This window comes from Terriglobus saanensis SP1PR4 (genome assembly GCF_000179915.2).
GTDB lineage: Bacteria > Acidobacteriota > Terriglobia > Terriglobales > Acidobacteriaceae > Terriglobus > Terriglobus saanensis.
Genome location: NC_014963.1, coordinates 4,047,583 through 4,071,732, shown reverse-complemented (window position 1 = coordinate 4,071,732; position 24,150 = coordinate 4,047,583). Strand labels below are relative to the sequence as shown.

The following is a 24,150-nucleotide window of genomic DNA, read 5'->3' as shown; positions in this document are numbered from 1 at the left end:
TGGGCGGACTTCGCGCCCTAGCGAAACAAGTTTCTCGCGATGAAGAGCGCATTCGCCGGACGCTCTGCGAGTCGACGCATGAAGTAGGGATACCATTCTCCACCAAACGGAACGTACACACGGACGCGATAACCCTGTTTCACCAGAGAGTCCTGAAGATCTCGCCGAATACCGTAAAGCATCTGGAACTCAAAGCCGGAAGGATCGATGCCTTGCTCTTTCACGAAAGCCTGCGCCTGGTGAATGATGGATTCGTCATGCGTTGCGAGGCCATGAAAGATTCCGGAGGTAAGCAGACGCTTCATCAGCTTCACATAGTTGGCGTCGACATCGCCCTTTGCCGCGAAAGCAATATTCTCCGTCTCCTTGTAGGCTCCTTTGCATAGCCGCACGCGAATACCATTTGCGATGAGGTGATCGATGTCTTCCTCTGTGCGGAAGAGATAAGACTGTACGACGACTCCGACACTATCTCCAATCGCGGGCGCACCGTGCAGGCGAGTCACGATGCCAATCGTGTCCTCGGTGTAGGAACTTCCCTCCATATCTACACGGACAAAGTTATTGAGAGCGCATGCATGCTCGGAGAGGCTTTTCACGATTGACTCGGCCACGTCAACACCAAGATCCATCCCCATCTGCGTCAGTTTGAGCGACACGTTCGCGTCCAACCCCATTTCGGCGATGCGGTCCAGCATCAGGTGATAAATGGCGGCCGTGGCTTGTGCGTGTGCTTCACTTTGTACGTTTTCCCCAAGAGCATCCAGCGTGACCGAGCGTCCGTGACGATTCTCTTCCTGGCAGGCAGCAAGGGCTTCGGACAAGCTGACGCCGGCGACGAAGCGCCCAGAGACCTTTCGCGCCAGGGTTGAGTTCTCTGCGAAATGGCGAAGGGATTTGGATTCAGAAAGGGAAATAAACGCGTCGCGAAACAAGTTCATGATGCAATTGTATACGTAAAAAAATACAAAGTAGTACACCAATATCGAGCGAATATTTCTCTCTTGTATAAAGATGCCTCGGAAAGGAGATTCCATCTGACTGTCGTTTATATGAGGCCGATGGAATGCACGAACTGTTCATGGGGGAAGAAATCACCGTGCTCTATTTCAGGCGATGAAGAATAGGAACATCTGCGTAGAATGCTGACGAAGGATGGAAGAGGCCCGATGAAGCGGAAGTCTATGTTCCTTGCAATTTTTCTTCAGACATTTTTAGTGCACGCGGCAGTTCAGCAAAGTAGCTGGGGAAGTACGGCTGACGGTCAGAAGGTAAGTCTTTTCGTACTGAGCAATAGTGATCTGCGCGTGCAGCTAACCAATTATGGCGCGCGTATTGTGTCGATCGAAGCACCGGATAGGAAGGGCGTCAGGGCCAATGTGGCGTTGGGTCACAACAACCTGGCTGCGTATACGTCGAATCCCAAAGACTACCTCGGTGCAATCGTGGGTCGCTATGGAAACCGCATCGCCAAAGGGACTTTTCAGCTTCAAGGTAAGGGCTACCAGGTTCCGATCAATAACTACGGCAACGCATTACATGGTGGACCGCGAGGCTTCAGTACCAGGGTATGGCAGGCGCATGCCATGGGAGACGATCGTGTTGAGTTCACCCTGATGAGTCCTGATGGAGATATGGGATTTCCCGGGGCACTTCTCGTCCATGTCCGATACACGCTGAGTGGCAAGAGTCTGCGCATTGACTACACAGCGAGCACGAACAAGCTGACGGTCCTGAATCTTACCAACCACACCTACTTCAATCTGCGTGGAGAGGCCAGTGGAGATGTGCTGCAACAACGTCTTGTGATCAATGCGGATAGCTTTACGCCAGTGGACGCCGCGCTGATTCCTACAGGCATCTTGCAGAGTGTGAAGGGCACGCCCTTTGACTTCCGTGAGGTCACGAGCATAGGAGACCGAATCAATGTACCCAACGAGCAACTGAAGCGTGGTGGCGGATACGACCATAACTTTGTGCTCATCCGTGGTGTATACGAACTACACAAAGCGGCCGTCGCGCTCGACCCTGAGAGCGGACGCACACTTACGGTGCTCACAACGGAACCGGGTGTGCAGTTCTACTCTGGCAACTCTCTAAATGGGACAGCGAAAGGGTATGCGGGAACGATGTATGCGAAGCATGCCGGGTTTTGCCTGGAGACCCAGCACTTTCCGGATTCGCCCAACCACGCAAATTTTCCATCGACACAGCTCTTGCCCGGACAGACATTCCGCTCCACGACCGTGTTTGTCTTCGGCGTTGCGCCCAGGGGCCTTTAGAGGCCCTGGGTAACCTCATCGTGTTGCAGGCGGAGCTCTCCACGCTGTACAAGATATGCGCGAGTCCAGCGGGCGAGGATTAGGCTGAAGATGAAGACAACGACGAGCAGGAGCCAGAAGTACTCCGTCAGCCAGATGCGCATCACCTTATAACGAGAGATATCGCCCGTGTGATAGATGGGCGTGGCCACGGTGTACGAGAGAAACTTCTTGTTGCGCAGCAGGCTCACGGTTTGCGAGAGGTCGCTCGATTGCGAACGGTCGAGGAAAGTCTTGACGAAGTCGTCGACCGCATTGTCATCCCGCAGCGCAAGGACGACCAGGCTTCGACCGTGCGCATAGGGGGATTCGATTCCTTCTACGATCGCACTAGGCATGCTGGTGTCTGAACCGATCTGCGGCTCGGAGCTGCTGCCGTTGATTAATCTGTGCCACATTTGCTGCAGGCGCGTAACAAAGTTGGACTGCTGTTGCAAGTGGATGCTCGTGCCGTCGAAGAGAACCGGGAGGTTCTCTTCGAGCACGGAGAAGGCGGGCTGGTTCGCTACGGTTCCAAGAACGAGATAGTCGTAGGAGTCCTGTACGACATCACCGGGGCCAGCTACCTGAACACGCAACGCGGGATAACCGGTCTGCGTGCCACAGTGACCCATTAGTTGAAGAAAGAGGACGATCTCCTGTTTCGTGGGCTGTACTGGGAGGACGACCACAGTGCGCCCAAGGTCGGCGAGCTGCGTGAAGGGGAAACCCGCGTTCGCAAAGAGTTCAAGATCGGGAAGGCGCGCCCAGTGATCCACGCCGCGGATATCCAGCGAAGAGTCGTGAAGGATCGCGCCCTGGAGTGCAGCCTTGGTTGCGCTGTTGGAAGGCGAGGGCGTGAAGTCGAAGTTGAAGAGCATGGTATTCGCGAACGGACGCATGTTCACTACAGGAAGAATGACTTCTCTGCGTTTGTCGATGATGCCGTGCCCGGGCTGCAAAGGAGCTTCGTTGATGAGAACGCCGTTGATGAAGACGCGCAGGGCAGAGCCGTCCGCGACCGCGCTCGCGTTGTAGCGATAATTCACATGCAGCGGCAGGTTCTGCTTTTCGCCGAAGTAGAGATCCGGTGGAACACGGAAGTACGTGGGGAGGGGTTTGGAACCGTCGCCCTGCATCTCCGCTTGCGAGCTATAGTTCCAAAGCGAGACGAGCCGATCGGTCGGCATCCATCGTGGAGCGTCATCGACCTTGCGCTCTTCTGGAAGGGAGAAGCTGGAAAAGTTGAGGGTATCGCCCTGCGGTAGAGCGCCACCTGTAGTCGACAGAACGCCGCCTTTGCGCATAGCAAGCGAGCGAGCCACGTTGAGAATCTGGTCGTCACTGTCTCCCGAAAGAATCAAAGCGCTTCCCGAAGGATCAGAGGGATTCGTCTTGATGGCGAGTGTGGCTCCACTGGGTAGGCCGAGTGAGCCACCGTCTTTGTTCGCAAAGATCACCACATTGCCGCGTGGGATATCTCCGACTGAGACGGAGAAGCGGACAGGCTTTGCACTGCCGAGTACGCCAAACCAGGACGCAACCACGCCAGCGGCCTGAAGGGTCTTAAGATTCGGCGGTGCCAGAAAGACGAAGGGAATGGTGGTGGCGGTCTGCAGATCGCTGTCGAAGAGCGGAAGCGGAAGCAGGCTCAGGTCATTCTTGAAGGGAATAGGTGTGCCTTCGACTTCAAGAACGGAAGAGTCCCCGATGCTTGCAAGGACCATCTGCTTTGCTCGATCGCCCGTGCGGAGAACGGCGTTGCCATTGAACTCAAAGGTAAGTTCGTTGTCGCGTACCAGGAACTCGGAGGGAACAGCGATCTCTGCAACCGACCACTCGTTCTCTCCCTGCGCGACATCCGAGTTGGAGAGAGCACTCAGAGCATTATTGTTCAAACGCATCTGGAGTGCGCCAGAGTGCGCAGCCAGGGCGCGATTGAAGTGATACGTCAGCTTGAGCGTCGCCTTGTTGGGGACCTGCGTATGAGGAAGAACAAAGTGCACGGTGTAGTAAGAGTGCGGTCCGTGCATGTCGGCGGAGCGCTGAACGCCCATGTCCTTCAACGTGATCTTTGTGGTGGCGACTTCCGGAAGTGCGGCTGGCAGATTCGCTACGGCCTGTGCGCGCGCGGTAAATCCCGTACCCAACAAAGCGAGCAAGAGCAGAGGAAGAACGGCGCTCGCCGCACGCGCGGCAGGTTGTGCAGTGGCTGCGCGTTTGGGCAGAAGACCGAGGAGGACCTGTCGGAAGCCGGTGAAGGAGAGGCGAATAACACGACCGAGGCTGACCAGCGGGCGATCGTCTTCGATGTTGTCGCGACCGGAGATCCATGAATCCGCGCGCGAGTAGAGCGCGCGCGTCAGCGTCTCCTGTTCCGCAATGGTGAGATCGGCGAACTGCAGTCGGATTTCACCGCGGAACGTTCCTGCCACGATCGATCGTATTTCGGCATCGCCCGTCTGCACAGGAAAGGAGACGAGGACAGCATCGCCCTTCCGCACCTCTTCCGTCCCCAGGTTCAGGGAGATGGAAGCTCCGCCTACAGACATATCGCTGGTAAGCCCGGAGATCTGTCGTCCATCGGGGAAGCGTGCCGTGACACCAATCTTTACGGGGATACGCACGGAAGAACGACGCTGCTGCTGCTCATGCGCCACGGCCGCCGCAACGCCCAGGATGACCATATTGAAGAGGATCCAGAGAAGGTTGCTCAGGATAACGCCGGGGTGTTGGGGGTCGAGAACGAAGAGACGGTAAGGCGCAGCGAGGACACCAAGCAGGTTGATCCCGAGTAGCCACGTAGTGGGCGCTGCAATCTTGCGGTCGAACTTGGTCTCGCTGAGCGTCGTTCCCTTGTCCGTCACGTTGAAGCTGCCGAGCTTTGGATTGATGAGCGCGAGGATCGTAGGAAGCAGGATGTAAGGAGCGAGTACGGTCTCGTAGATCTCATTCCAGAACGAGTGACGGTGTCTGCCTTGCACGCGTGAGTTGGTCAGATTAGAAACTGTGAGATGAGGTAGGGCATAGGCAAGGATGGCTAGCCAGTAGCCTGGAATGATCGTCCGGCCAAAGAGCATGTAAGCCAGGGGAGCCAGAAGGAAGATCAGGCGAGGAACGGCGTACATGAAGTGCATCATGGCGTTGAAATAGCAGAGACGTTGCGAGATTTTCATGCCGCTGCCGAGCAGAGGATTGTCCGTGCGGAGAATTTGAATCATGCCACGCGCCCAGCGTACGCGCTGGCCTACGTGGGCCGAGAGCGTCTCCGTGGCGAGGCCTGCGGCCTGTGCCACGTTGATGTAGGCAGTGTTCCAGCCAAGCTTCTGCATGCGCAGAGAGGTATGCGCGTCTTCGGTGACGGTCTCCGTCGCGATGCCGCCGACTTCGTTTAAAGCCGTACGACGAATCACGGCGCAGGAACCGCAGAAGAAGGTCGCATTCCAGAAGTCGTTGCCGTCCTGGATGATGCCGTAGAAGAGTTCGGCCTCGTTTGGCACGCTCTTGTACTGCAGAAGATTTCGTTCGAAGGGGTCGGGCGAGTAGAAGAAGTGAGGCGTCTGCAGCATGGCCAGCTTCTTCTCAGCGAGGAACCAGCCGACGGTGAATTGCAGAAAGCTGCGCGTGGGTACGTGGTCGCAATCGAAGATGGTGATGAGTGGCGAATCCATCTTCGTCAAGGCGTGGTTGATGTTGCCTGCCTTGGCGTGATTGTGTTTCACACGCGTGACGTAGCCAACACCGGCCTCTTCACAAAAGAGGCGGAAGTCTTCGCGCGAGCCATCATCCAGGATGTAGACGTGCAGCTTCTCGGGTGGGTAATCGATGTTGATCGCTGCCAGTGCCGTGTAGCGTACGAGAGAGAGTGTCTCGTTGTAGGTCGGAATCAGAACATCCACGTGCGGCCACAGATCTTCGTCTGAGGGTAACGGTACCGGCTTGCGTGCAAGCGGTGTGCTGGTCTGCATGAAGCCCAGCACCATGATGCCGATGGTGTAGGCCTCGGCCGAAAGGAGGACCAGCATGAGAAACGAGTCGATAGAAATGCGGCTGTTCGCCTCGTCGGTGAAAAAGTTGAAGACGAGATGCACGCGCCACCATGCGTAGCGTAACGTCGCAGCGAGAGAAAGCAACATCATCGCGAGCGTAACGACGGGCGACTTACTGATCCTGTTGAGCAGGATGGCAAGTACTACACTCAGGCCACCCAGCACGGCTTGTTTCTGCCAACTGAGAAAGAGGCTGATGAATTGGAAGAGAAAGAATGTAGCGACTGCAAAAACAAGGATGCGAAAGCCCTTGATCGGGAGTCCGAGAGTCGTTGGTCTGTTGTGCACTTGGCCCACTTTCTCTTATGGTCTATCGGCCGCGATCGCACAAACTGCAACTGGGGTCGTGAAGAGGTATGCCTGGCCCCGGTCCTAGTGCGATCGCCTAAGACCGGGGCGGAGACCACCATCTGTCTCGACGGCAGAGACCTTAGGAAATCGAATCTAACATGCGTGGATAGGGCAAATCTGTAACACCTTTGGGGCAAGTTATAGAGAGGATTCGTTCGATACGATAAGAATATCGAGGGATATTAGAAGGCGAAAGCATTCATCCTGCTATCCAATTTTCCTGCGTATTCTGAATGCAAAGCTAGACTTGCCCGCATTCTCTGCGGATGGAGGTAAAGGTTGTGCGCGTTCGATACACGTTGACCACGAAAGAGTGGCGGGAGGGACGGCGGCTCTCACGCGAGAAGCAGAAGAAGTCTTCCGTGTCCCTCTGGGTGTGGGCATGCATCGTGATGCCACTTCTTGGTTCCATCGGCGACATCCTTCACAGTATCCGCCAGTCTAAAGATGCGATGTATCGGGGATCCTTGTTGCCTGTCCTTTTACTTCTAGCCAGTTTGACTGTGGCTGCAATGGTAGCTGTACGATGGCGAAACGAGCGTGCCCTTGAAGCCAGGGCTTCTACTCCGGCGGAAGACGTAGAAATGGAAGTAGGCGAAGATGGCGTGAGGTTTTCGCATTTCAGTTTTGAAGGCAACAGGGCGACCAAAATCATTGATCGTCCGTGGAAGTCTTTCGAGCGTATTCGCGTCGGGGAGCAAGTCCTTGTGCTCATCCATGGCGAAGGCAATGGACATGACACGATTCCTCAGCGAGCATTTACCGAAGAGCAACTGCAACGGATGCGAAGATTATGCGCGCGAAAGCTCAGACCTGCACGGGAGGTATGGGAAGCGTAGTTATTTTCAAGTTACTTGGGAACTAACGTCTTCTTGAAGAAGCATCGAGATTGATGCGATGAATTACTTCCTCGATTTCACCAAAAGCGACTGGCCTTGAGTAAAAGTAACCCTGCGCTTCGTCGCAGCCTTCGCGCAGCAGAATCTCGCTCATCTCCGCCGTTTCTACGCCCTCAGCGACTACGTTGATCTTCAGGCCTTTGGCCAGAGAGATGATCGCGCGCGTGATCGCTCCATTGGGTTCCGTCATGATGTTCCGAATGAAGGACTGGTCGATCTTCAGGCGGTCGACGTTGAAGCGAAGAATGTACGACATGCTGGAGAAGCCGGTACCGAAGTCGTCGATCGCGATTCTGGGCCCCAGCGCGCGAACGCGGTCCAGAACACGCATGGCTTTGCGCGAATCGTTGACGAGGATGTTCTCCGTAATTTCGAGTTCGAGATGCTTCGGCTCCAGGCCGCTCTCGGCGAGCGCATCGGAGACGATCTCCGGGAGATTCTCCTGCTGAAACTGGCGCGGGGAAAGATTCACTGCGATCGTTAGGCCGTGGCCTAGCTTTTCTTCCAACCGCCGCGCATCTTTACAAGCGGTGCGCAGGACCCATTCCCCAATGGGAACAATCAACCCCGTCTGCTCCGCGACGGGGATAAACTCTGCGGGCGTGACGTTGCCGAGCAACTTGCTGTTCCAACGGATCAGGGCCTCGATGCCCGTGACCTTTCCGCTCTGAAAAGAGATCTGCGGCTGGTAAACCACGTCGAACTCATTCCGGCTAAGCGCGCAGTCGAGGGCGTTTTCAATGGTGCGACGCTTCGCTGTTGCAGAAGCCATATCCTTCGAGAAGATCTGGTACATGTTGCGGCCTTCAGCCTTGGCAAAGTACATGGCTTCGTCGGCGTTTTTGAGCAGTGCGTCAAGGTCTCCACCGCCCTCGGGATAGAGGCACAGGCCAATGCTCGCCGAGATAGGATGCTGTTCGCCATTGATGGTGACGGGAGCGGCCATGACGGCAACCAGCTTTTCCGCGATCTTTTCGGCCTCTTCGTCGGACCGGACATCGTCGATCAGGACGATGAATTCGTCGCCCCCCATGCGGGCAACAGTGTCGGTTTCGCGGATGGTGTGCTGCAGGCGTTGCGCAACAGAGATCAGGAGATTGTCTCCGACAGAATGGCCTAGCGAATCGTTGACACGCTTAAAGTTGTCGATGTCCACCATCATGAGCGCTACTTTGGAGGAGTTCCTGTGAGCTCGCTTCAGCGCCAGCTCCATACGGTCGTTTAGAAGCGCCCGCGAGGGAAGTCCGGTAAGTGAATCGTGGTGGGCGAGGTGAGAGATGTACTCCTCGGTGTGCTTGCGTTCTGTAATGTCATAGGCGACGCAGAGCCAGCCATTTACTTTCTGCAGTTCATCGGTCAGTGCGGTTACGGAGATCTCCACGATGACGTGAGATCCGCCTTTACGGATGTAGGTCCACTCCTGCCGATCGATCAAACCTCTGCTGGGATGCACGGTAAAGACAGAGATGTCGGGAAGTACGGTCATGCCTAGTTCGTGGCTCAGATGGGCGGCACGCCGGGCCACCTCGTCCGGGTCATGCAGGATCAGAGGCGTAGCCCTTCCGGCCAGTTCTTCGTTGGTGTACTCCAGCATGCGCTCAGCGGCGGGATTGATCTCACGAATGGTGCCGTCCAGCTCCAGCGCGAGGATGGGGAAGGGAGAGTTATCGATCAACGATCGGCTGAAAGCAAGGGTCTTCCCGAGCTTGATCTCGGCATGTTTCTTTGCGCTGATGTCGGTAGCGGTGATCGCAATGCCATCATCTACCTTGATGATCTGGTGCCTTAACCACGTGGCATTGACATCTGCACTTTCCACGGGAAACTCTTCCGTGAGAGGGATGCCCGAATGAACGACTTGCGTGTACCGGTCGAAAAAACCGTCCGTCCGGTTAAAAGGAAATATCGTGCTAAGAAGTTGTCCAACCAGCTTGGCCGGTGTGCTTGAGACAAGGCTCGCGCCATTGCTATTGGCGAAGACGAAACGGAAGTCGACGATCTTTTTCGCCTCGTTCCGGACGCTCTGCAGGATGTAGAAAGAATCGCTGCTGCTATTGGAAACAGCAAGGAAATACTGTTCGTTCTGTTTAGAGGTACGTGCCTTAGCAAGTAGCCTGCCAAGTCTCGGTGCCAAAAAGGGCAGGATCGTCGCTGTAAGAACCGCTGCGAGCGCCGCAACTAGTTTGATATCCCCGGCCAGCGAGTACAGAGGCTTCCAGAACAAGATCACATCCATGAGATAGGTGAGGCCGCAGGCAGCAAACAGCGCACCAAAAGCGATGAAGATGCTTCCCATGAAGATATCTTTGCGGTAGCGGAAGCGCATTACGGCAAAAGTCGTCGCGACGGCCATAGAGGAAAGGAAAATTAACAGATCGGAAACAACATGCAGGGCCACCAAATGAGGATTCCACAAATACCAGGATCTATACCGAAGAAAATGCACGGACCCTATTTTTGTCGTTACCCCTGCCCACGAAAAGCTAACGACCGCCGCAAGGCCGCCCATCGCTACCAGAGCGGGGAGGGTGAAGCGTGCCGAACGCCAAGAACTCTGCATTGAATGTCTTTCCGGACTGCGCAAATTTCGAAGCGTGGGAACATTCTGGTGGATGAGGTTCAGTCTGTCGATAGCACTTATAGGGAATCTGGAAAAGAGATGCTTGCGTGATATATGTCGGGCGCTATGCCCGTTACCGAATAGAGTAGGCAGTCTGTGACTGCGCGGCTTCAATTGAAGCCTTGTTACCAAGGGGGCATCCGAAAAGTAAGCCATGATGGCCGCGCTCACCCGCTCCGGACAGCGTAAGATCACGGGCATGTTCTTTACCCCAACGGACGCTCAGCGAGCTCTTGCACTTGGAGAGTTCGTGCCGTATTACCAGCCTGTGGTGGTCCTGCGCAGTGGCGAGGTCGACCGTTTCGAAGTCCTTGCCCGTTGGAACCATCCCACAATGGGCATGATTATGCCGAACGAGTTTATCTCGGTTGCAGAGAGAGACGGATGGATCGGCGATCTGATGCATTCCGTGCTCGGGCAGGCCTTTACTGCCGCCGCCGCACAGCCCGTGCCAGTTCGGCTGGCGGTGAATATTTCTCCCGTACAACTGCACGACCTGAGGCTGCCAAGACAGATTGCAAGCATCGCAGAATCCACACGGTTTTCGTTATCGCAACTTACGATCGAAGTCATCGAGAGCGCCCTTACCGACAACATTGAGCATGCCCTGACCATTGCGAATGAGCTGCACGAGATGGGCTGCAAACTCTCGCTGGATGATTTTGGCACCGGCTATTCCAGCCTGCTCCATCTTCAATCGTTGCCTTTTGATGAACTTAAGGTGGACCGCAGCTTTGTCGGATCCATGACCGTGCGCCGAGAGAGTCGCAAGATCGTGGCCGCAGTCGTAGGGTTGGGGCAAAGCCTGGGCCTGACTACGGTTGCCGAAGGTGTAGAGACCTGCGAGCAGGACGAGATGTTGTTGTGGCTGGGATGTGACCACGGCCAGGGATGGCTCTATGGAAAGCCGGTTATTTCGGACAACCTCGCTTTGGCTCTGGCAGGCGAGCATGTACGACAACCCTTACTGCAGGCGTTGAATCCGTGGCGACAGGTCTTTCGAGGTCGGGAAGAAGGTTTACCCGCACAGCGTCTCGCCCAGCTGCAGGCAGTGTTTGACGGATCGCCGGTCGCATTGGCCTTTCTGGACAAGAACTCGCGCTGCGTTAATCTGAATCAGAAATTCGCTGACATCGACGGTATTCCCGTGGAAGAGCATTTCGGCAAAACGGTGAAGGAGCTGTTTCCCGAACTCTATCCGATCGTGCGTGACCCTATCGAGCGAGCGCTTCGGGGAGAATCGATTCCCAATGTAGAGGTAGTGCGCCCGGCTCCGGGCGGTGAGGGAGAGATCACGCTGATGGTCTCTTATCAGCCCGCGCACGACGAAGCAGGCGAGGTGATCGGGGTGTCGATCGCCGCGCAGGATATTACCGATCTCAAGAAATCCATTCAGGCAAGGCAGGAGAGCGAAGATCACTTCCGCTACATGGTGGAGCTTAACCCGCAGGTTCCCTTTATCGTCGATCCAGAGGGTCGAGCGCTCCAGGTGAGCCACGGATGGGCGGGACTCACGGGCATGCAGGGCGAGGAGTGGCGTGGCTATGGATGGCTGGATGCCCTGCACCCAGAGGACGTTGAACGTACGCGGGAGACCCTTTTGCAGGGCTATGCGACGGGTGCACCCATGGATACCCAATATCGTGTGCGTGCGCCGGGAGGTCTCTGGCGATGGATGCGGGCACGATCGCAGGCCCGCCTGGATGAAAACGGAAAGATTCTCTGTTGGTATGGCGGTGTGGAAGACATTCACGATCAGAAAGATGCCGAGGATGCCCTGCGAAAGTGTGAAGCCCAGCTCCAGGCAATCTTCGACGCGGTGCCGTTCGGTCTCGTTATTTGCGATGCTCCAGGGGGCAAGGTTACGAAGGCAAACTCAGAGGCCCACCGTATCTTTCCGGAGGTTTACACCCAGCAGACGGAGATGTCCGACCTTGTGTCCTGCAAGGTCATGGATGCCAAGGGGAACGAACTGAGCGTGGAACAGCTTCCTTCTGCGATGGCTCTCAAGGGACAGAAAATCGGTCCAGTGGAAGTAGTCTGCCATGGAATCGGTCCTAAGAAGCGCGTGAAGATGTCGGCTGTGCCGATTCACTCCCAGGATGGCGAGGTGGAGGGAGTGGTGACGGTCCTGCAGAGGATCGAAGATCCCGTTGTCGTACCGAAACAGCCCAGGAGGAATGAAGTGCTGGACAGCGCAGCGCAGATAGCTTCCCCTTCTTAGAATACTTCCGCCGTTTGAACGTCCTCAAGTACTACGTTATTGCGACTCCGGTCTCCAAAGAAGCCATAGGCGGCAACGAGTGCAAAGCAGCCTGCGGGAAGCCAATATCCTTCCGCGACATGCCCCGTGCTTCGGGAGATCGCCCCCATCAGCGGAGGGATGATCGCTCCTCCCACGATCGCCATCACGATCAGGCTTCCGCCGAGCTTCGTGTTCCGCCCCAGACCCTTCACGCCTGAAGCAAAGATGGTAGGAAACAGGATCGACATAAAAAAGCTCGACGCGATCATGAAGTAGGCGCCCACAAGACCAGGGTGGAGAATGCAGATGGACATGAGCACGATATTGATCGTGGCGTAGATGCCGACCATGAGCGTGGGCCGGATGAAGCGCATCAACGGAGTGGAGACGATGCGTCCCAGGCCGAAGGCGATCAGGTTTCCAGTAAGGAGATACCCCGCACTTTTTTCAGAGACGGAGGTATACGCCTTGAGATACGGGATGAAGGTGCTCCACACGCCGATCTGCGTACCGATATTGAAGAACTGCACGAAGACCGCGAGTAGTAGATGTGGGCTATGAAGAAGAGCCGCAAAGCTCCCCTGGTCCTCGCCCGAGGCCGCGTCCAGATGGGCAGGGAACTTCATACGCGAGATGAGGAAGGCCAACAAAAGCAGAACAGTGCCAAGCACAACATACGTAGGAACCACTCGCAGGGTCTCAGAGTGCAGATAGGCCACGTATGTGCCCGCTGCTTTCATGTTGGCAATCTCGTCGGACTTCTTCTCAATCCCGGAAAAGATGAACCATACGCCGACGAGAACTCCCGTAATGGTTCCAGGTGGATTGAAGGCCTGAGAAAAATTCAGGCGACGCTCGCTCGTGGAGGGGTCTCCAAGCTGCGCGATAAAAGGGTTGCAGGCCGTCTCCAGGATCGACTGGCCGCAGCCCGCTGCAAACAGGGCAACGAGGAATGGCGCGTATTGGCCAATAATAGCCGCGGGCCAGAAGAGCAGTGTGCCTGTGGCGAAGACGCACAGTCCCGTAAGGATGCCCGCCTTGTATCCAAAACGGCGCATGAACAGGGCCGCTGGAATCGCCATGGTGCCATAGGCAAGGAAGACCGCCGTCTGTACGAACTGCGCCTGCAGCAGTGAGAGTTCGAATGATTTCTTGAACTGCTGTACCAGAATGTCGCTAAGGTTATTGGACATGCCCCAGAAGAAGAAGACTGCGGTGATCAGGCAAAAGAGGGCCGTCTGTCCGGCGGGAAAGATGGATCCGCCGCTCGTGCTGCCCGGATTCGATGTGTGCGTGGTCGTCTGCATGATGTCCGTCGTCTCCTAAGCCAAGAGGGAAGCTGATTCATGATCCTTATAAAGCGTATTGACGTTCGTTCCACTGGGCAGGCTTCAAACTACGCCCCCGTAGGTGCGGTGTTTAGGAGATCAAACTATCGCTGCAAACTTCCTTGCAACTATAGGTGTACGGAGGTGAGACGCGCCAGAGGGAAGTGCTACGAATGCGCTCCGAACACGATATTCTAAGGATTCACTGAGCAGTAGAGAGTGGAGTCCATGATTCGTAAGCTTGTTGTAGCCCTTTTTTTTGTGTTCCAGATGGCGAGTCTCCGCGCACAACTCACTACGGGCGATGTGCTGGGTACGGTTACAGATGCAAATGGCGCGGTCGTGGTGGCGTCCCAGGTCACGCTGACCAGCGTGGAGACCTCCGCTGTACGCAGGATCGCCACAGATCAGGAAGGAAACTTCCTCTTTTCGGCACTTCAGCCCGGAGACTATCTTCTTCGTGTTGAAGCACCTGGCTTTGCGTCCCAGCAGACGGCTGTTTTCCATGTGGGCGCGGGCGACAGGATTCGCTCCTCTGCTGTGTTGAAGGTCGGTTCGGCAACCCAGGTGAACGTGAACGACGATGCCGCGAGTAACGTTCTGCAGACTGATACCACCACCCTTCTGACGACCCTGAGTTCTCAACAGGCGCTCGACCTTCCGCTGAGCGGACGTAACTTCATTCAACTGGCGCAGCTTGCTCCCGGTGCGAATGAGGCGACAGAAAACGCCCTTGGCTCAGGCCAGCGCCCCGATGATCGCAGGCAAGTCTCCACGCTTTCGGCCAATGGCCAGTCCGACACGCTCAATCAGCAACTGGTGGATGGCATGGATAACAATGAAGGCTCCGTCGGGACGCTTGGAGTGCGTCCTTCCGTAGAAGCCATCGCCGACCTGCGTGTCATCACTTCCAGCTATCCCGCCGAAACGGGAAAGGCCGCAGGCGCCGTGGTGAACGTGATCACCCGCTCGGGAGGCAACAAGTTTCACGGTTCGGCCTACGAGTTCTATCGCAACGACAAGACCGACGCGCGTAACTTCTTCGCACGCACCGGCAACAAACCAAAGCTACGGCAGAACCTTTTCGGAGCCTCACTCTCCGGGCCTGTTCTACATGACCGCACCTTCTTCTTTGGAGACTATGAGGGATACCGGCAGTCCTCCGCGACAACGTGGGTCAACGTGGTGCCAACCTTGTATCAACAACAGCATCCCGGTGATTTCTCCGACGTAGGCGGCCCGGTGATTGCCAACCCCAATCCTGTTGCGCTGAAGTTCTTTGCGCTCTATCCACTTCCTAACACCACGACGTCCAGCACGACGAACGGCATCTTTACCTACTCTCCCGAAAACACGCAGAAGTCCGACCTCTACGACCTGCGCGTCGATCATCACTTCTCCGACCGCGATCAGACCTTCGCCCGCTATGCCCACAACCAGGTGAATACCTTCATCGCTGGAACGCTTCCGGCTGTGAATGGCATTGAGCCCGGTGGTTCGGCGACCTTCCCTGGACAGTCCTTCCAGCGCGCGCAGCAATTTGTAATCAGCCACACCCATATCGCTTCCGCGCGTACCCTATTTGAGCTCAAGGGTGGATTCACGCACCTTCTCAACCGCACGCTTCCCCTGACCTATGGCTCGAACCTTGGCAACGCGTTTGGTATCCAGGGATCGAACTTCGATCAGTTCTCTTCGATGATGCCGTTTGTCAACATCACGGGCTACGCAGGCTTCGGCGGTGCAGATTCGCTTCCACTCTTCAATGGAACCAACACGTTTCAATACATGGCTTCGGTCACGCACACGATGGGCCGCCATACGTTGAAGGCCGGTGCCACCCTGCTTCGCCGCCAAATCTTCAATCAGCAGAACGCCGCGGCCAATGCGGCGGGCTCCTATGCCTTCAACGGGCAGTACTCGCTGACAGCGTTTCCCACGGCACCAGCGGCAGTTCGCCCGCTCGTGGACCTGCTTGCGGGGCGGCCGTTCACGACACGACGTGTAGCCCAGATCTATCCGCGTTACCTGCGCGAGTTCGAAAATGCGGTGTACCTGCAGGACGACTTCCGTCTCTCGCAATCGCTCACGCTGAACCTCGGCCTGCGTTGGGACATGTACACCCCGTTCAAGGAAAAGTTCGGGCACTTCTCCATGTTCAACACGGATACTAATGCCATTGCGGTATCCGGAGTGAACGCGTCGGATACCAACGGCGTCCACACGGACTACACGTCGATCGCACCGCGCTTTGGTCTCGCCTATAACGTACGCCCCGGCACCGTCGTCCACGCGGCGTTTGGTATGACCTTCTTCCGCGATAACAATGGACCTTCGGTGCCGTTTGCCAATCCGCCTTTCACGTTTGTGTACTCGCCGGGAGCGCTGAGCACGAACCTGAGCGATCCTCTGCCGCTGCCCGTCGCGCAGTCCACGACGAACCTCACCGGAGCCGTACGCGGAGTCGATCCCAACTTCAAGAACTCCTATGCGGAGCAGTTTCATCTCGACGTGCAGCACGAGGTGGAACGCACGGTCCTGACCGTTGGATACGTCGGCATGGTTGCAAGAAATCTGCGCATCGCACCAGACATCAACCTCGCCGCACCGCAACTGCCCACGGTGGCTAACACGAACGACTACCAGACGCGGCGGCCTTTTTTCAATCAGTATCCCAACCTGAACGCGAGCATCAACATCTTCCGCTCGCAGGGCTTCAGCAGCTATAACGCGTTGCAGGCAACGGCCATTCATCCATACCGCAATGGCCTCACGGCACAGGTCAACTACACCTATGCGCATGCGCTTTCGGATACGCAGGCCTTTTCGCAGAGTGTGCTCTTCGCCTCCGTCGTCACCGCGCAGTTGAACACGCTGGAGTACTCCAACTCCGATCTCGATCAGCGACACCGCATCACGATGGTGTTGAACTACGCCCTGCCTTTCGCGCAATCTACCCAGGGGCTTACACGGGTGCTCTTTCACGGTTGGCAGCTCAACGCCCTCGACGTCTGGGGAACAGGTCTGCCCTTTACTGTGACGAACTCCACGGCGCGCACCAATACCGGCGCAGCCAGTGATCGACCGAACCAGTCCGCGAACGCGAACATCTCCAGCCCCACCATCGCACGCGCGTTCGACACGTCTAAGTTCGCGGCGCAGACCTTCGGCACTGTTGGTACTGCGCGGAGAACGAGCGTCTACGGACCGCATTACCGGCATTTCGATGCTTCGCTCTTCAAGAACTTCGCGGTCAGGGAGCGGACGACGCTGCAGTTACGGGCAGAGGGTTTCAATCTGACGAACACGCCCAACTTCGGAACGCCGGGTTCTACGTTGGGCACCTCGACCTTCGGCCAGATCACCGCAACCCGTCTCGGCTCGACGCCGAGGCAGTTCCAGTTCGCGGCGCGCGTTACGTTTTAGATGAAACGTGACGTTAATGTGCTTCTGCCATGATGCAAGAGGAGCTTTTACCAAATGATGAATCGCCGCCAATTCAGCACGATGGGTCTGATCACCGCCGCGTCCCTTGCCCTCTCACGCGGTGCCACGGCAGCCAACGCAAAGAAGTTTCACTTCGCCGTGGTCTCCGATCCGCATGTGATCGACGAGTTTTACCATGGGCAGGAGAGCAACGCGGAGGACACCGAGAGTCTGCACCAGGCGAACGCCCGTTTGACGGCGGCGCGCGACACGATCAACAGTATCCCCGCCATCGAGCAGGTCTTTGTCCCGGGCGATGTTTTTCACAACTATCCTTCGCCGGAGTACGACTTCTACTTCCAGAACAAGACGCGCATCGACAACGCAAAGGAGATCTTCGCTGGCTTCAAGGCTCCCGTGCATCTTGGCTTTGGCAATCACGATTACGACCACAGCCGCGCCGTGTCGCGGGAGATGAGCGAGCGGCTCTTTATGGAGAAACTCAAAACGAAGCCCTACTATGCCGTCGACTACAAGGGCTTCCGCTTTCTCCATCTCAATAACTTTCAGGGGAAGACATGGGATCCGTCTCTCTCCGCCAGCGATGCGAAGCTGGGCTTCCTCGGCGAAGAGCAGTTGAACTGGGCCGAAGCGCAGCTGGCAGAGCGAAAGCCCACGTTGGTCTTTGTGCACTATCCGCTGAGGATCGTGGCTCCCACCGAAGTTAAGGACTACGGCCTCTATCCCATGTTGCAGAAGTACAAAGAGAATATCCCCCTCGTGCTGACGGGCCACGTGCATAAGTGGATCGACGAGGGAACGAAGTACGGGCCGCACCACATCATCGCTGCGGCGACGCGGTACGACCAGAACTCGTGGATGATCCTTGAAGCGGATGCAAAACAGGGAACGGTGAAGTGGCTGGATGAAGACCGTGCCGAGTGGGACACGCACTACGCGCATCCCTATCAGAAGGCCTGATCAACCCGTGTTGCGCAGGCCTGCGGAGATGCCGTTGATGGTGGCCGTAATGGCGCGATTCATGGCGTTGTCGTCCGTGGGAGCATGGCCTTCGGTCTGCTTGTCCTGCTCGCGTTTGCGGCGGATGAGTTCGACCTGGATCAGGCTCATAGGATCGACGTAAGGGTTGCGCAGACGGATGGAGCGGGCGAGTACGGGATTCTGCTCCATCAGCTCTCTCTGGCCGGTGATGGCCAGGATCGCACGCTCCGTACGCTCAAACTCCGCCTTGAGCTTGTTGAAGACGCGGTCACGAAGCTCGACATCTTCCACAAGAGACGCATAGAGTTTCGCGATGCCGAAGTCGCTCTTGGCCAGCGCCATCTCCACATTGCGGATGATGTCCAGGAAGAGCGGAAAGTCGCGCAGCATGGTCTGCAATTGCGCGAGACCATCTGGAGTCGAGGCAATGAAATCCTCCAGCGCGGAACCGACGCCGTACCAGGCGGGCACAAGCTGGCGTGACTGCATCCAGCCGAAGACCCACGGGATGGCGCGAAGCTCCGACAGCGCGCGCTTGCCGCCACGACGCGCTGGGCGCGAGCCGATCTTAGCGTGCTCCAGCTCCGCGACAGGCGTGGCCTGCTCGAAGTAAGTCAGAACATCGGGGTCTTCCAGAATGCCTTCGCGATAGACGGCGAAGGAGTCGGCAGAGAGCTTTTCCAGTGCAGCTTCCCACGCAGGCAACAGATCGCCGGTAAGGTGTGTGCCTCCGGAGGCTTTCTGCGCCAGCTTATCCGGCCGTGCGAGCGAATCCAGAGAGGCCGCGATCATCAGTTCCAGGCTGCGCTCCGCTAGAACCACGTCGGAGTACTTCCAGTTCATGACCTCACCCTGCTCGGTGATGCGGATCTCGCCGTTGAAGCTGTCGAGTGGCTGCGCATAGATGGCGCGGTGTGTTGGGCCGCCGCCGCGTCCTACGGTACCGCCGCGGCCGTGAAACAGGCGCAGGGTTACGTTGCATTCGCGCGCGACCTGGTGCAGCGCACGGTGCGCCTTGAAGACCTGCCAGGTGGAGGCAATCATGCCGCCATCCTTATTGGAGTCCGAGTAGCCGAGCATGACCTCCTGCCGGCGCTCCCAGCTATCCAGAACGGGCTTATAGGCCTCGCTGGTCCAGAGTTCGCGGCAGATGGCGGGAGAGTTGACCAGATCCTCAATCGACTCGAAGAGCGGCACCGGCATCAGGCCGGGATCGTCGCCCTTGCCCTGCCCATCGGCTTCCACCGTGACGCCGCCAATACGTGCCAGCCACAGAACGCTGAGAACGTCGGCGGCACAGGTGGCTCCGCTGATGACGTACTGGCGAATCGCTTTCGGTGTTGCGGATTTCTTGAGTTCTGCGATGGTTCGGAAGGTCTCGACCACCTCGGCGGTCTGCGGCGTGAGCGACGCAGGAAGGGAACCGTCGTTGCTCCAAGCAGAGAGTTCGTGTACGGCAGTGTTGTGAACCCGTGCGTGCTGGCGGATGTCCAGCGTATGCAGGTAGAGGCCATACGTTCGAACCTCGACGATCAACGGATCGATCCACATACGCGCAAGGCGTTCGCCACGGTTCTGCATGAGCGAGTCGCGAACGAGTTGAAGATCGTGCAGCAGCTCGTCGCGATGCGTGTAGGACGGAAGCTTGTCCGAAGAAGGAAGGTTGAAGCTGATCACAGGGCGGCCGCCAAGCCGCAGAAGGATGCAGGCCAGCATCATGCGCGTCTTTTCAAAGTGGAAGCGCGCCGAGAGTTCTTGTCCGTTGTTCGGCAGGAATGCGAGGTAGGCTGAGATCGCCTGGTTCAACTCTGGGCTGATCGGCGCTTGTTGCGTCGAGCTGGCGATCTGCTGCAGCGTGCCGGTCAAGCGTCGGGCATAGTGCTCCTGGAGCAGGCCGTGCGCCATATTCAGAGCGTCGCGCGTAGCCTCGGGAGTGACATACGGATTGCCGTCACGATCGCCGCCGATCCATGTTCCGAAGCTGACGAGCTTCGGAAGGTCGGGCAGATCGATGGTGATCCCATACTCTTTGTACAGAGCGCTGGCGACCTCCTTGTAGAGGCCGGGCAGCGTGTCGAAGATCGCCGTCTCGTAGTAATCGAGACCCATGCGGATCTCATCGACGACGGTGGGGCGTTCGCTACGTACATCGTCGGTCTGCCAGAGAGCGGTGATTTCGGTGAGAAGATCGCGTTCCAGCGCAACAAGCTCTTCTTCCGGAAGCGGGATGGCATCCAGTTGCTCAAGGAACTGCGCAATGCGGTTGCGCTTGAACATCACGGAACGGCGCGCAACCTCCGTCGGATGCGCGGTGAAGACGGGCGTTACGCAGACGCGGTTAAGTAGTTCGAGAGCGCCTTCCGCGGAGATGCCGGCGTGCTTCATGCGGCGCAGCGTTCCCGCGAGGGAGCCACGCTGTGGTGTGGCATCGGTCTTCAGAAGGCTGGAGCCGCGACGGCGCTTGCGGTGGTTGGTCTCCGCAAGGTTGATCAGTTCGAAGTAGAAGCCGAAGGCGCGGGCAAGCTTGTACGCCGTTTCCAGATCGAGCGAATGAACGCGAAAGAGGGCCTGCTGCAGATAACTGTTCGCGGCGGCGGTATCTCCGGCGAGGTCGGCTTCGCGGCGATTGATGGCCACCTGGCGCAGCTCTTCGACGGCCTCAAAGAGATCGTCGCCGACCTGTTCGCGCAGGACTTCACCGAGAAGCGTGCCGAGAGAGCGGACGTCGCGCCGAAGCGGGGCTTCCTTGAGTTCAGTGGTGTGTGCTTCGATTTCGGCGAGGCGTTGCTGCCAGTCGGTAGGGGTCCAAAGGGAAGGCATCTACCTTCGATTATGCCTCAGAGCGGGGTGCGCTGGCCTGTGAGGGCGAACCGGGCTGCGAGGGCAGGGTCAGTGCGATGACTACCGCAGTGAGAGCAAGGATTCCGAAGACGTAAACACTGCCCTCTGGGCCGGTAAGTCCACCGCTCATCAGGGGTGTTCCTACGGGGTGTGAAGCCAGCAGATGCTGTTCTGCCATCAGGCCGCTGTCTCCAACGCCGTAAAAGAAACTCTCCGCCCAGTCCCAGACCGCGTGAAAGCCGACAGCCCACCAGAGCGAACCGGTTCTCCAGAGGCTGAAGACGAAGACGAGGGAAACAATTCCGGCGGCGAGCAGGCCCACAGGAGACTCCCCCGGATTCACCTTGTGCCCCAGGCCGAAGATGAAGGCGAAAAAGAGGGCGCTGAGCCAGAAGCCGAGGATTTTGCGCGTCCGTTCGCCCATGCCCAATGCGCCGGAAACACCCGCAATACCGCGCGCGACGGTGAACTGGAAGAAGGCGCGAAGAAAATACTCCTCGAAGAGACCGACGAGGAGGAAACCAATCAGCCAGAGAATGCCCCAGTGAAGGGCCTGTGCGCCGAAGAGCAGGCGGCCGTCGAAGACGAGATGCCCCGTAAGCCGAAGCGCGACCACAAGCGCGGAGAGGAGAATTCCGCCCCAAAGACTTCCGACGAGGAACTGGGCGACGCGGCCGCGGATCGAACCGAGGCCATAGCTGGAAAAACGGCGCTTCTCAATAAGCGATACGAGGAAGGCGCTGAAGACGACGATCAGAAAATTCACTCCGTCGGTGATAAGTAAAGTGGAAAGCGGCTGCGGTGCGTCACGTCTGGGGACGGGGTGGTGGAAGTGGTGAGCGACAGTGTTGAAGGCCTTTCCAAGCAGAAGGACAAACGCGATGAAGAGCAGGAGCGACCATCCCGCACGAAGACCGTCTTTGCCGTAAAAGATCTTCCTCAGGGCCGAATCTTCCGGCGGCACAGAGGCAGCGTCGTCCTCTGCCGGTGGATACCAGGTTTTTTCGCCAGTTTCAGCAATGGGAAGCGCGCTCGGCGGGTTCTGGGGATCCATCTCTTCAGGCATCTGGTTTTCCTCTGGCTCGGAGTCACCTCAAGATACGTGAACCGGCGGTGTATGTGTACGGAATCTGTTGAGGCTAAACTGTCTGCTCTTCCAGCGCGATGGAGATCTCTTCCCACTCGTGCATCAAGGCCTCATGCTTCGCCCGAAGCTCGGCGATGGCGTTGCTGAGGCGCTGCGACTCCTCGGCGGAACGGAAGGTGCTCAGGTCCGTTTCGTGCTGCGTAATCTGCTCTTCGATACGCGGCATCTCATTTTCGGTAAAGATGAGCCGATCCTGTAGCTGCTTGAGCTTGATCGGATTCAGGCGCTTCACGTTGGCAGCCGGAGCGGACGTGGGGACGCTGACAATGGGAGGCGGCGTCGGCTTGAGGGACTGGACAATCGCTTCCGGACCACCCTGTTTGCGCCAGAGATAGTCCTCGTAGTTGCCGGGGAAGACCTGCACGCCGCCGTGCTCCACCTCGAAGACGCGTGTCGCCAGGCCATCGATAAAGTAGCGATCGTGCGAGACGAAGAGCACGGTTCCGGTGAAGGCGCGGATGGCGTCCAGCAGGACGTCCTTGGCGCGAAGGTCGAGATGGTTCGTCGGCTCGTCGAGCAGCACGAAGTTTGCGGGAGAAACAAGCATGCGGGCCATGGCGTAGCGATTGCGCTCTCCGCCGGAGAGTACACCCAGCTGCTTGAAGACGTCGTCGCCAGAAAAGAGGAAGGCGCCCAGCAGGTTGCGCAGATCGGTCGTCGCCACGCGCGGCGCCGAGGACGAGATGTCGTCCAGCATCTTCGCATTCGGATCGAGCACCTTGTACTGGTCCTGCGCGAAGTAATCCGACTGCACATTGTGCCCATGCCGGACGGTGCCTGAGGTGGGTTCTTCCAGCAGGGAAAGCATGCGGATAAGCGTCGATTTACCTGCACCGTTGGGACCGACCAGAGCGATACGGTCGCCGCGTTCGATGGTGAAGTTGACGTTGGAGAGGACCTGCTTCTCGCCATAACTCTTGGAGAGGTTCGTGACCTCGCAGACGGTGCGTCCGGAGACCGGCGGCTGCGGGAAGGAGAAGTGGATCGTCTCTTCTTCCTCCGGAACTTCGATGCGCTCGATCTTTTCCAGTTCCTTGATGCGAGACTGCACCTGCTTGGCCTTCGTGGCCTGCGCGCGGAAGCGCGAGATGAAGGCCTCCAGCTGCTCGATGCGGTCCTTCTGGTTCTTGTACGCAGACATCAGCTGGGTGCGGCGCTCGTCCTTCTGCTTGACGAACTTCTCGTAGCCGCCGGTGTAGAAGTGCAGCCGCTTGTTCCATACCTCCGTGATCTTGTTGACGGTGACGTCTAAGAAATAACGGTCATGCGAGATCAGGATGAAGGCGCGCGGATAGTTCCGGAGGTAGTCTTCCAGCCAGTTGCGTGTTTCGAGGTCGAGATGGTTCGTCGGCTCGTCGAGAAGTAAAAGAGCGGGCTTTTCCAGTAGAAGCTTGGCGAGCGCGATGCGCATCTGCCAGCCACCGGAGAACTCCTCCGTGCGCCGGGCCCAGTCTTCCTTGCTGAAGCCAAGGCCACCGAGGACCGCGCCGACCTGTGCGTCCAAATTGTAGAGATCGTGGGTGTGCAGGGTATCCGAAACCTCGGAGAAGCGGTCTGCAGCAGCAGCATACTCGGTGGAGACGGGATCGAGTTCGGCGAGCTTGGTGGAAAGCGTCTCCATCTCAAGCTCCATGCTCTGTACGGCATGGAAGACGGAGAGGCACTCCTCAAAAACGGTGCGTCCGGAGAGGGCGAGGCCGTCCTGGGGCAGGTAACCAATGGTCAGGCCCTTGGAGCGCTGCATGGTGCCGCCATCGAGGGAATCGAATCCCGCGATAACCTTGAGCAACGTGGATTTGCCCGTGCCGTTGCCGCCGACCAGGCCGGTGCGTTCATCGGGGGTAATCAGCCAGTTGGCGCCTTCGAAGAGGAGTTTGTGGCCGAATCGTTTCTGGCCGTCTGAAATTTGAAGCATCTCCTCTATTTTCGCATCAGTAAACCT

At 57.5% G+C, this 24,150-nt stretch carries 12 protein-coding genes; 5 read left to right on the top strand and 7 right to left on the bottom strand.

What is annotated here, in order from left to right:
* Positions 1-17: 17 nt before the first annotated feature.
* Positions 18-824, bottom strand: coding sequence for a proline dehydrogenase family protein (locus ACIPR4_RS16690; protein WP_245536367.1), 807 nt, complete (start codon positions 822-824; stop codon positions 18-20).
* Between the two features lie 345 nt (positions 825-1,169).
* Between ACIPR4_RS16690 and ACIPR4_RS16685 the strand changes: the two genes are divergently transcribed.
* Complete coding sequence (locus ACIPR4_RS16685) at positions 1,170-2,282, top strand: aldose epimerase family protein (protein WP_041586895.1); 1,113 nt, start codon at positions 1,170-1,172, stop codon at positions 2,280-2,282.
* Here the strand turns inward: ACIPR4_RS16685 and bcsA are convergent.
* Positions 2,279-6,637 (bottom strand): UDP-forming cellulose synthase catalytic subunit, encoded by a 4,359-nt coding sequence (gene bcsA / locus ACIPR4_RS16680; protein ID WP_013569842.1) that lies wholly within the window; start codon positions 6,635-6,637, stop codon positions 2,279-2,281. The genes ACIPR4_RS16685 and bcsA overlap by 4 nt on opposite strands.
* A gap of 425 nt (positions 6,638-7,062) precedes the next feature.
* On the opposite strand from bcsA, the gene ACIPR4_RS16675 reads away from it, so the two are divergent.
* A complete protein-coding gene (locus tag ACIPR4_RS16675) occupies positions 7,063-7,539 on the top strand; it encodes a YcxB family protein (RefSeq protein ID WP_144312465.1) in 477 nt (158 codons plus the stop codon).
* Between the two features lie 22 nt (positions 7,540-7,561).
* Here the strand turns inward: ACIPR4_RS16675 and ACIPR4_RS16670 are convergent, their stop codons facing one another.
* Positions 7,562-9,997 carry a sensor domain-containing protein gene (locus tag ACIPR4_RS16670; RefSeq protein WP_187290200.1) on the bottom strand — a complete coding sequence of 812 codons (2,436 nt, stop codon included), beginning with the start codon at positions 9,995-9,997 and terminating at the stop codon, positions 7,562-7,564.
* 376 nt (positions 9,998-10,373) lie between these two features.
* On the opposite strand from ACIPR4_RS16670, the gene ACIPR4_RS22590 reads away from it, so the two are divergent.
* Positions 10,374-12,443 (top strand): EAL domain-containing protein, encoded by a 2,070-nt coding sequence (locus ACIPR4_RS22590; RefSeq protein WP_013569838.1) that lies wholly within the window; start codon positions 10,374-10,376, stop codon positions 12,441-12,443.
* Here ACIPR4_RS22590 and fucP read toward each other — a convergent pair.
* A complete protein-coding gene (fucP, locus tag ACIPR4_RS16660) occupies positions 12,440-13,771 on the bottom strand; it encodes an L-fucose:H+ symporter permease (RefSeq protein ID WP_013569837.1) in 1,332 nt (443 codons plus the stop codon). The two genes, ACIPR4_RS22590 and fucP, sit on opposite strands and share 4 nt — an antisense overlap.
* 249 nt (positions 13,772-14,020) lie before the next feature.
* Between fucP and ACIPR4_RS16655 the strand changes: the two genes are divergently transcribed.
* Together ACIPR4_RS16655 and ACIPR4_RS16650 are read left to right on the top strand one after the other, a co-directional pair.
* Positions 14,021-17,218, top strand: a complete 3,198-nt coding sequence (locus tag ACIPR4_RS16655; protein ID WP_013569836.1) for an outer membrane beta-barrel protein — start codon at positions 14,021-14,023, stop codon at positions 17,216-17,218.
* Positions 17,219-17,272: 54 nt separating this feature from the next.
* Complete coding sequence (locus ACIPR4_RS16650; protein WP_013569835.1) at positions 17,273-18,199, top strand: metallophosphoesterase family protein; 927 nt, start codon at positions 17,273-17,275, stop codon at positions 18,197-18,199.
* Here ACIPR4_RS16650 and ACIPR4_RS16645 read toward each other — a convergent pair whose 3' ends face one another.
* From ACIPR4_RS16645 to ACIPR4_RS16635, 3 genes are all read right to left on the bottom strand, one after another.
* On the bottom strand, positions 18,200-21,040 hold the full coding sequence (locus ACIPR4_RS16645) for a phosphoenolpyruvate carboxylase (protein ID WP_013569834.1): 2,841 nt from the start codon (positions 21,038-21,040) through the stop codon (positions 18,200-18,202).
* A 10-nt stretch (positions 21,041-21,050) separates the two neighbouring features.
* Positions 21,051-22,127, bottom strand: coding sequence for a CPBP family intramembrane glutamic endopeptidase (locus tag ACIPR4_RS16640; protein WP_013569833.1), 1,077 nt, complete (start codon positions 22,125-22,127; stop codon positions 21,051-21,053).
* 73 nt (positions 22,128-22,200) lie between these two features.
* The gene (locus tag ACIPR4_RS16635; protein WP_013569832.1) at positions 22,201-24,123 is read right to left on the bottom strand and encodes an ABC-F family ATP-binding cassette domain-containing protein; all 1,923 of its coding nucleotides are present in this window, start codon (positions 24,121-24,123) and stop codon (positions 22,201-22,203) included.
* Positions 24,124-24,150: the final 27 nt, after the last annotated feature.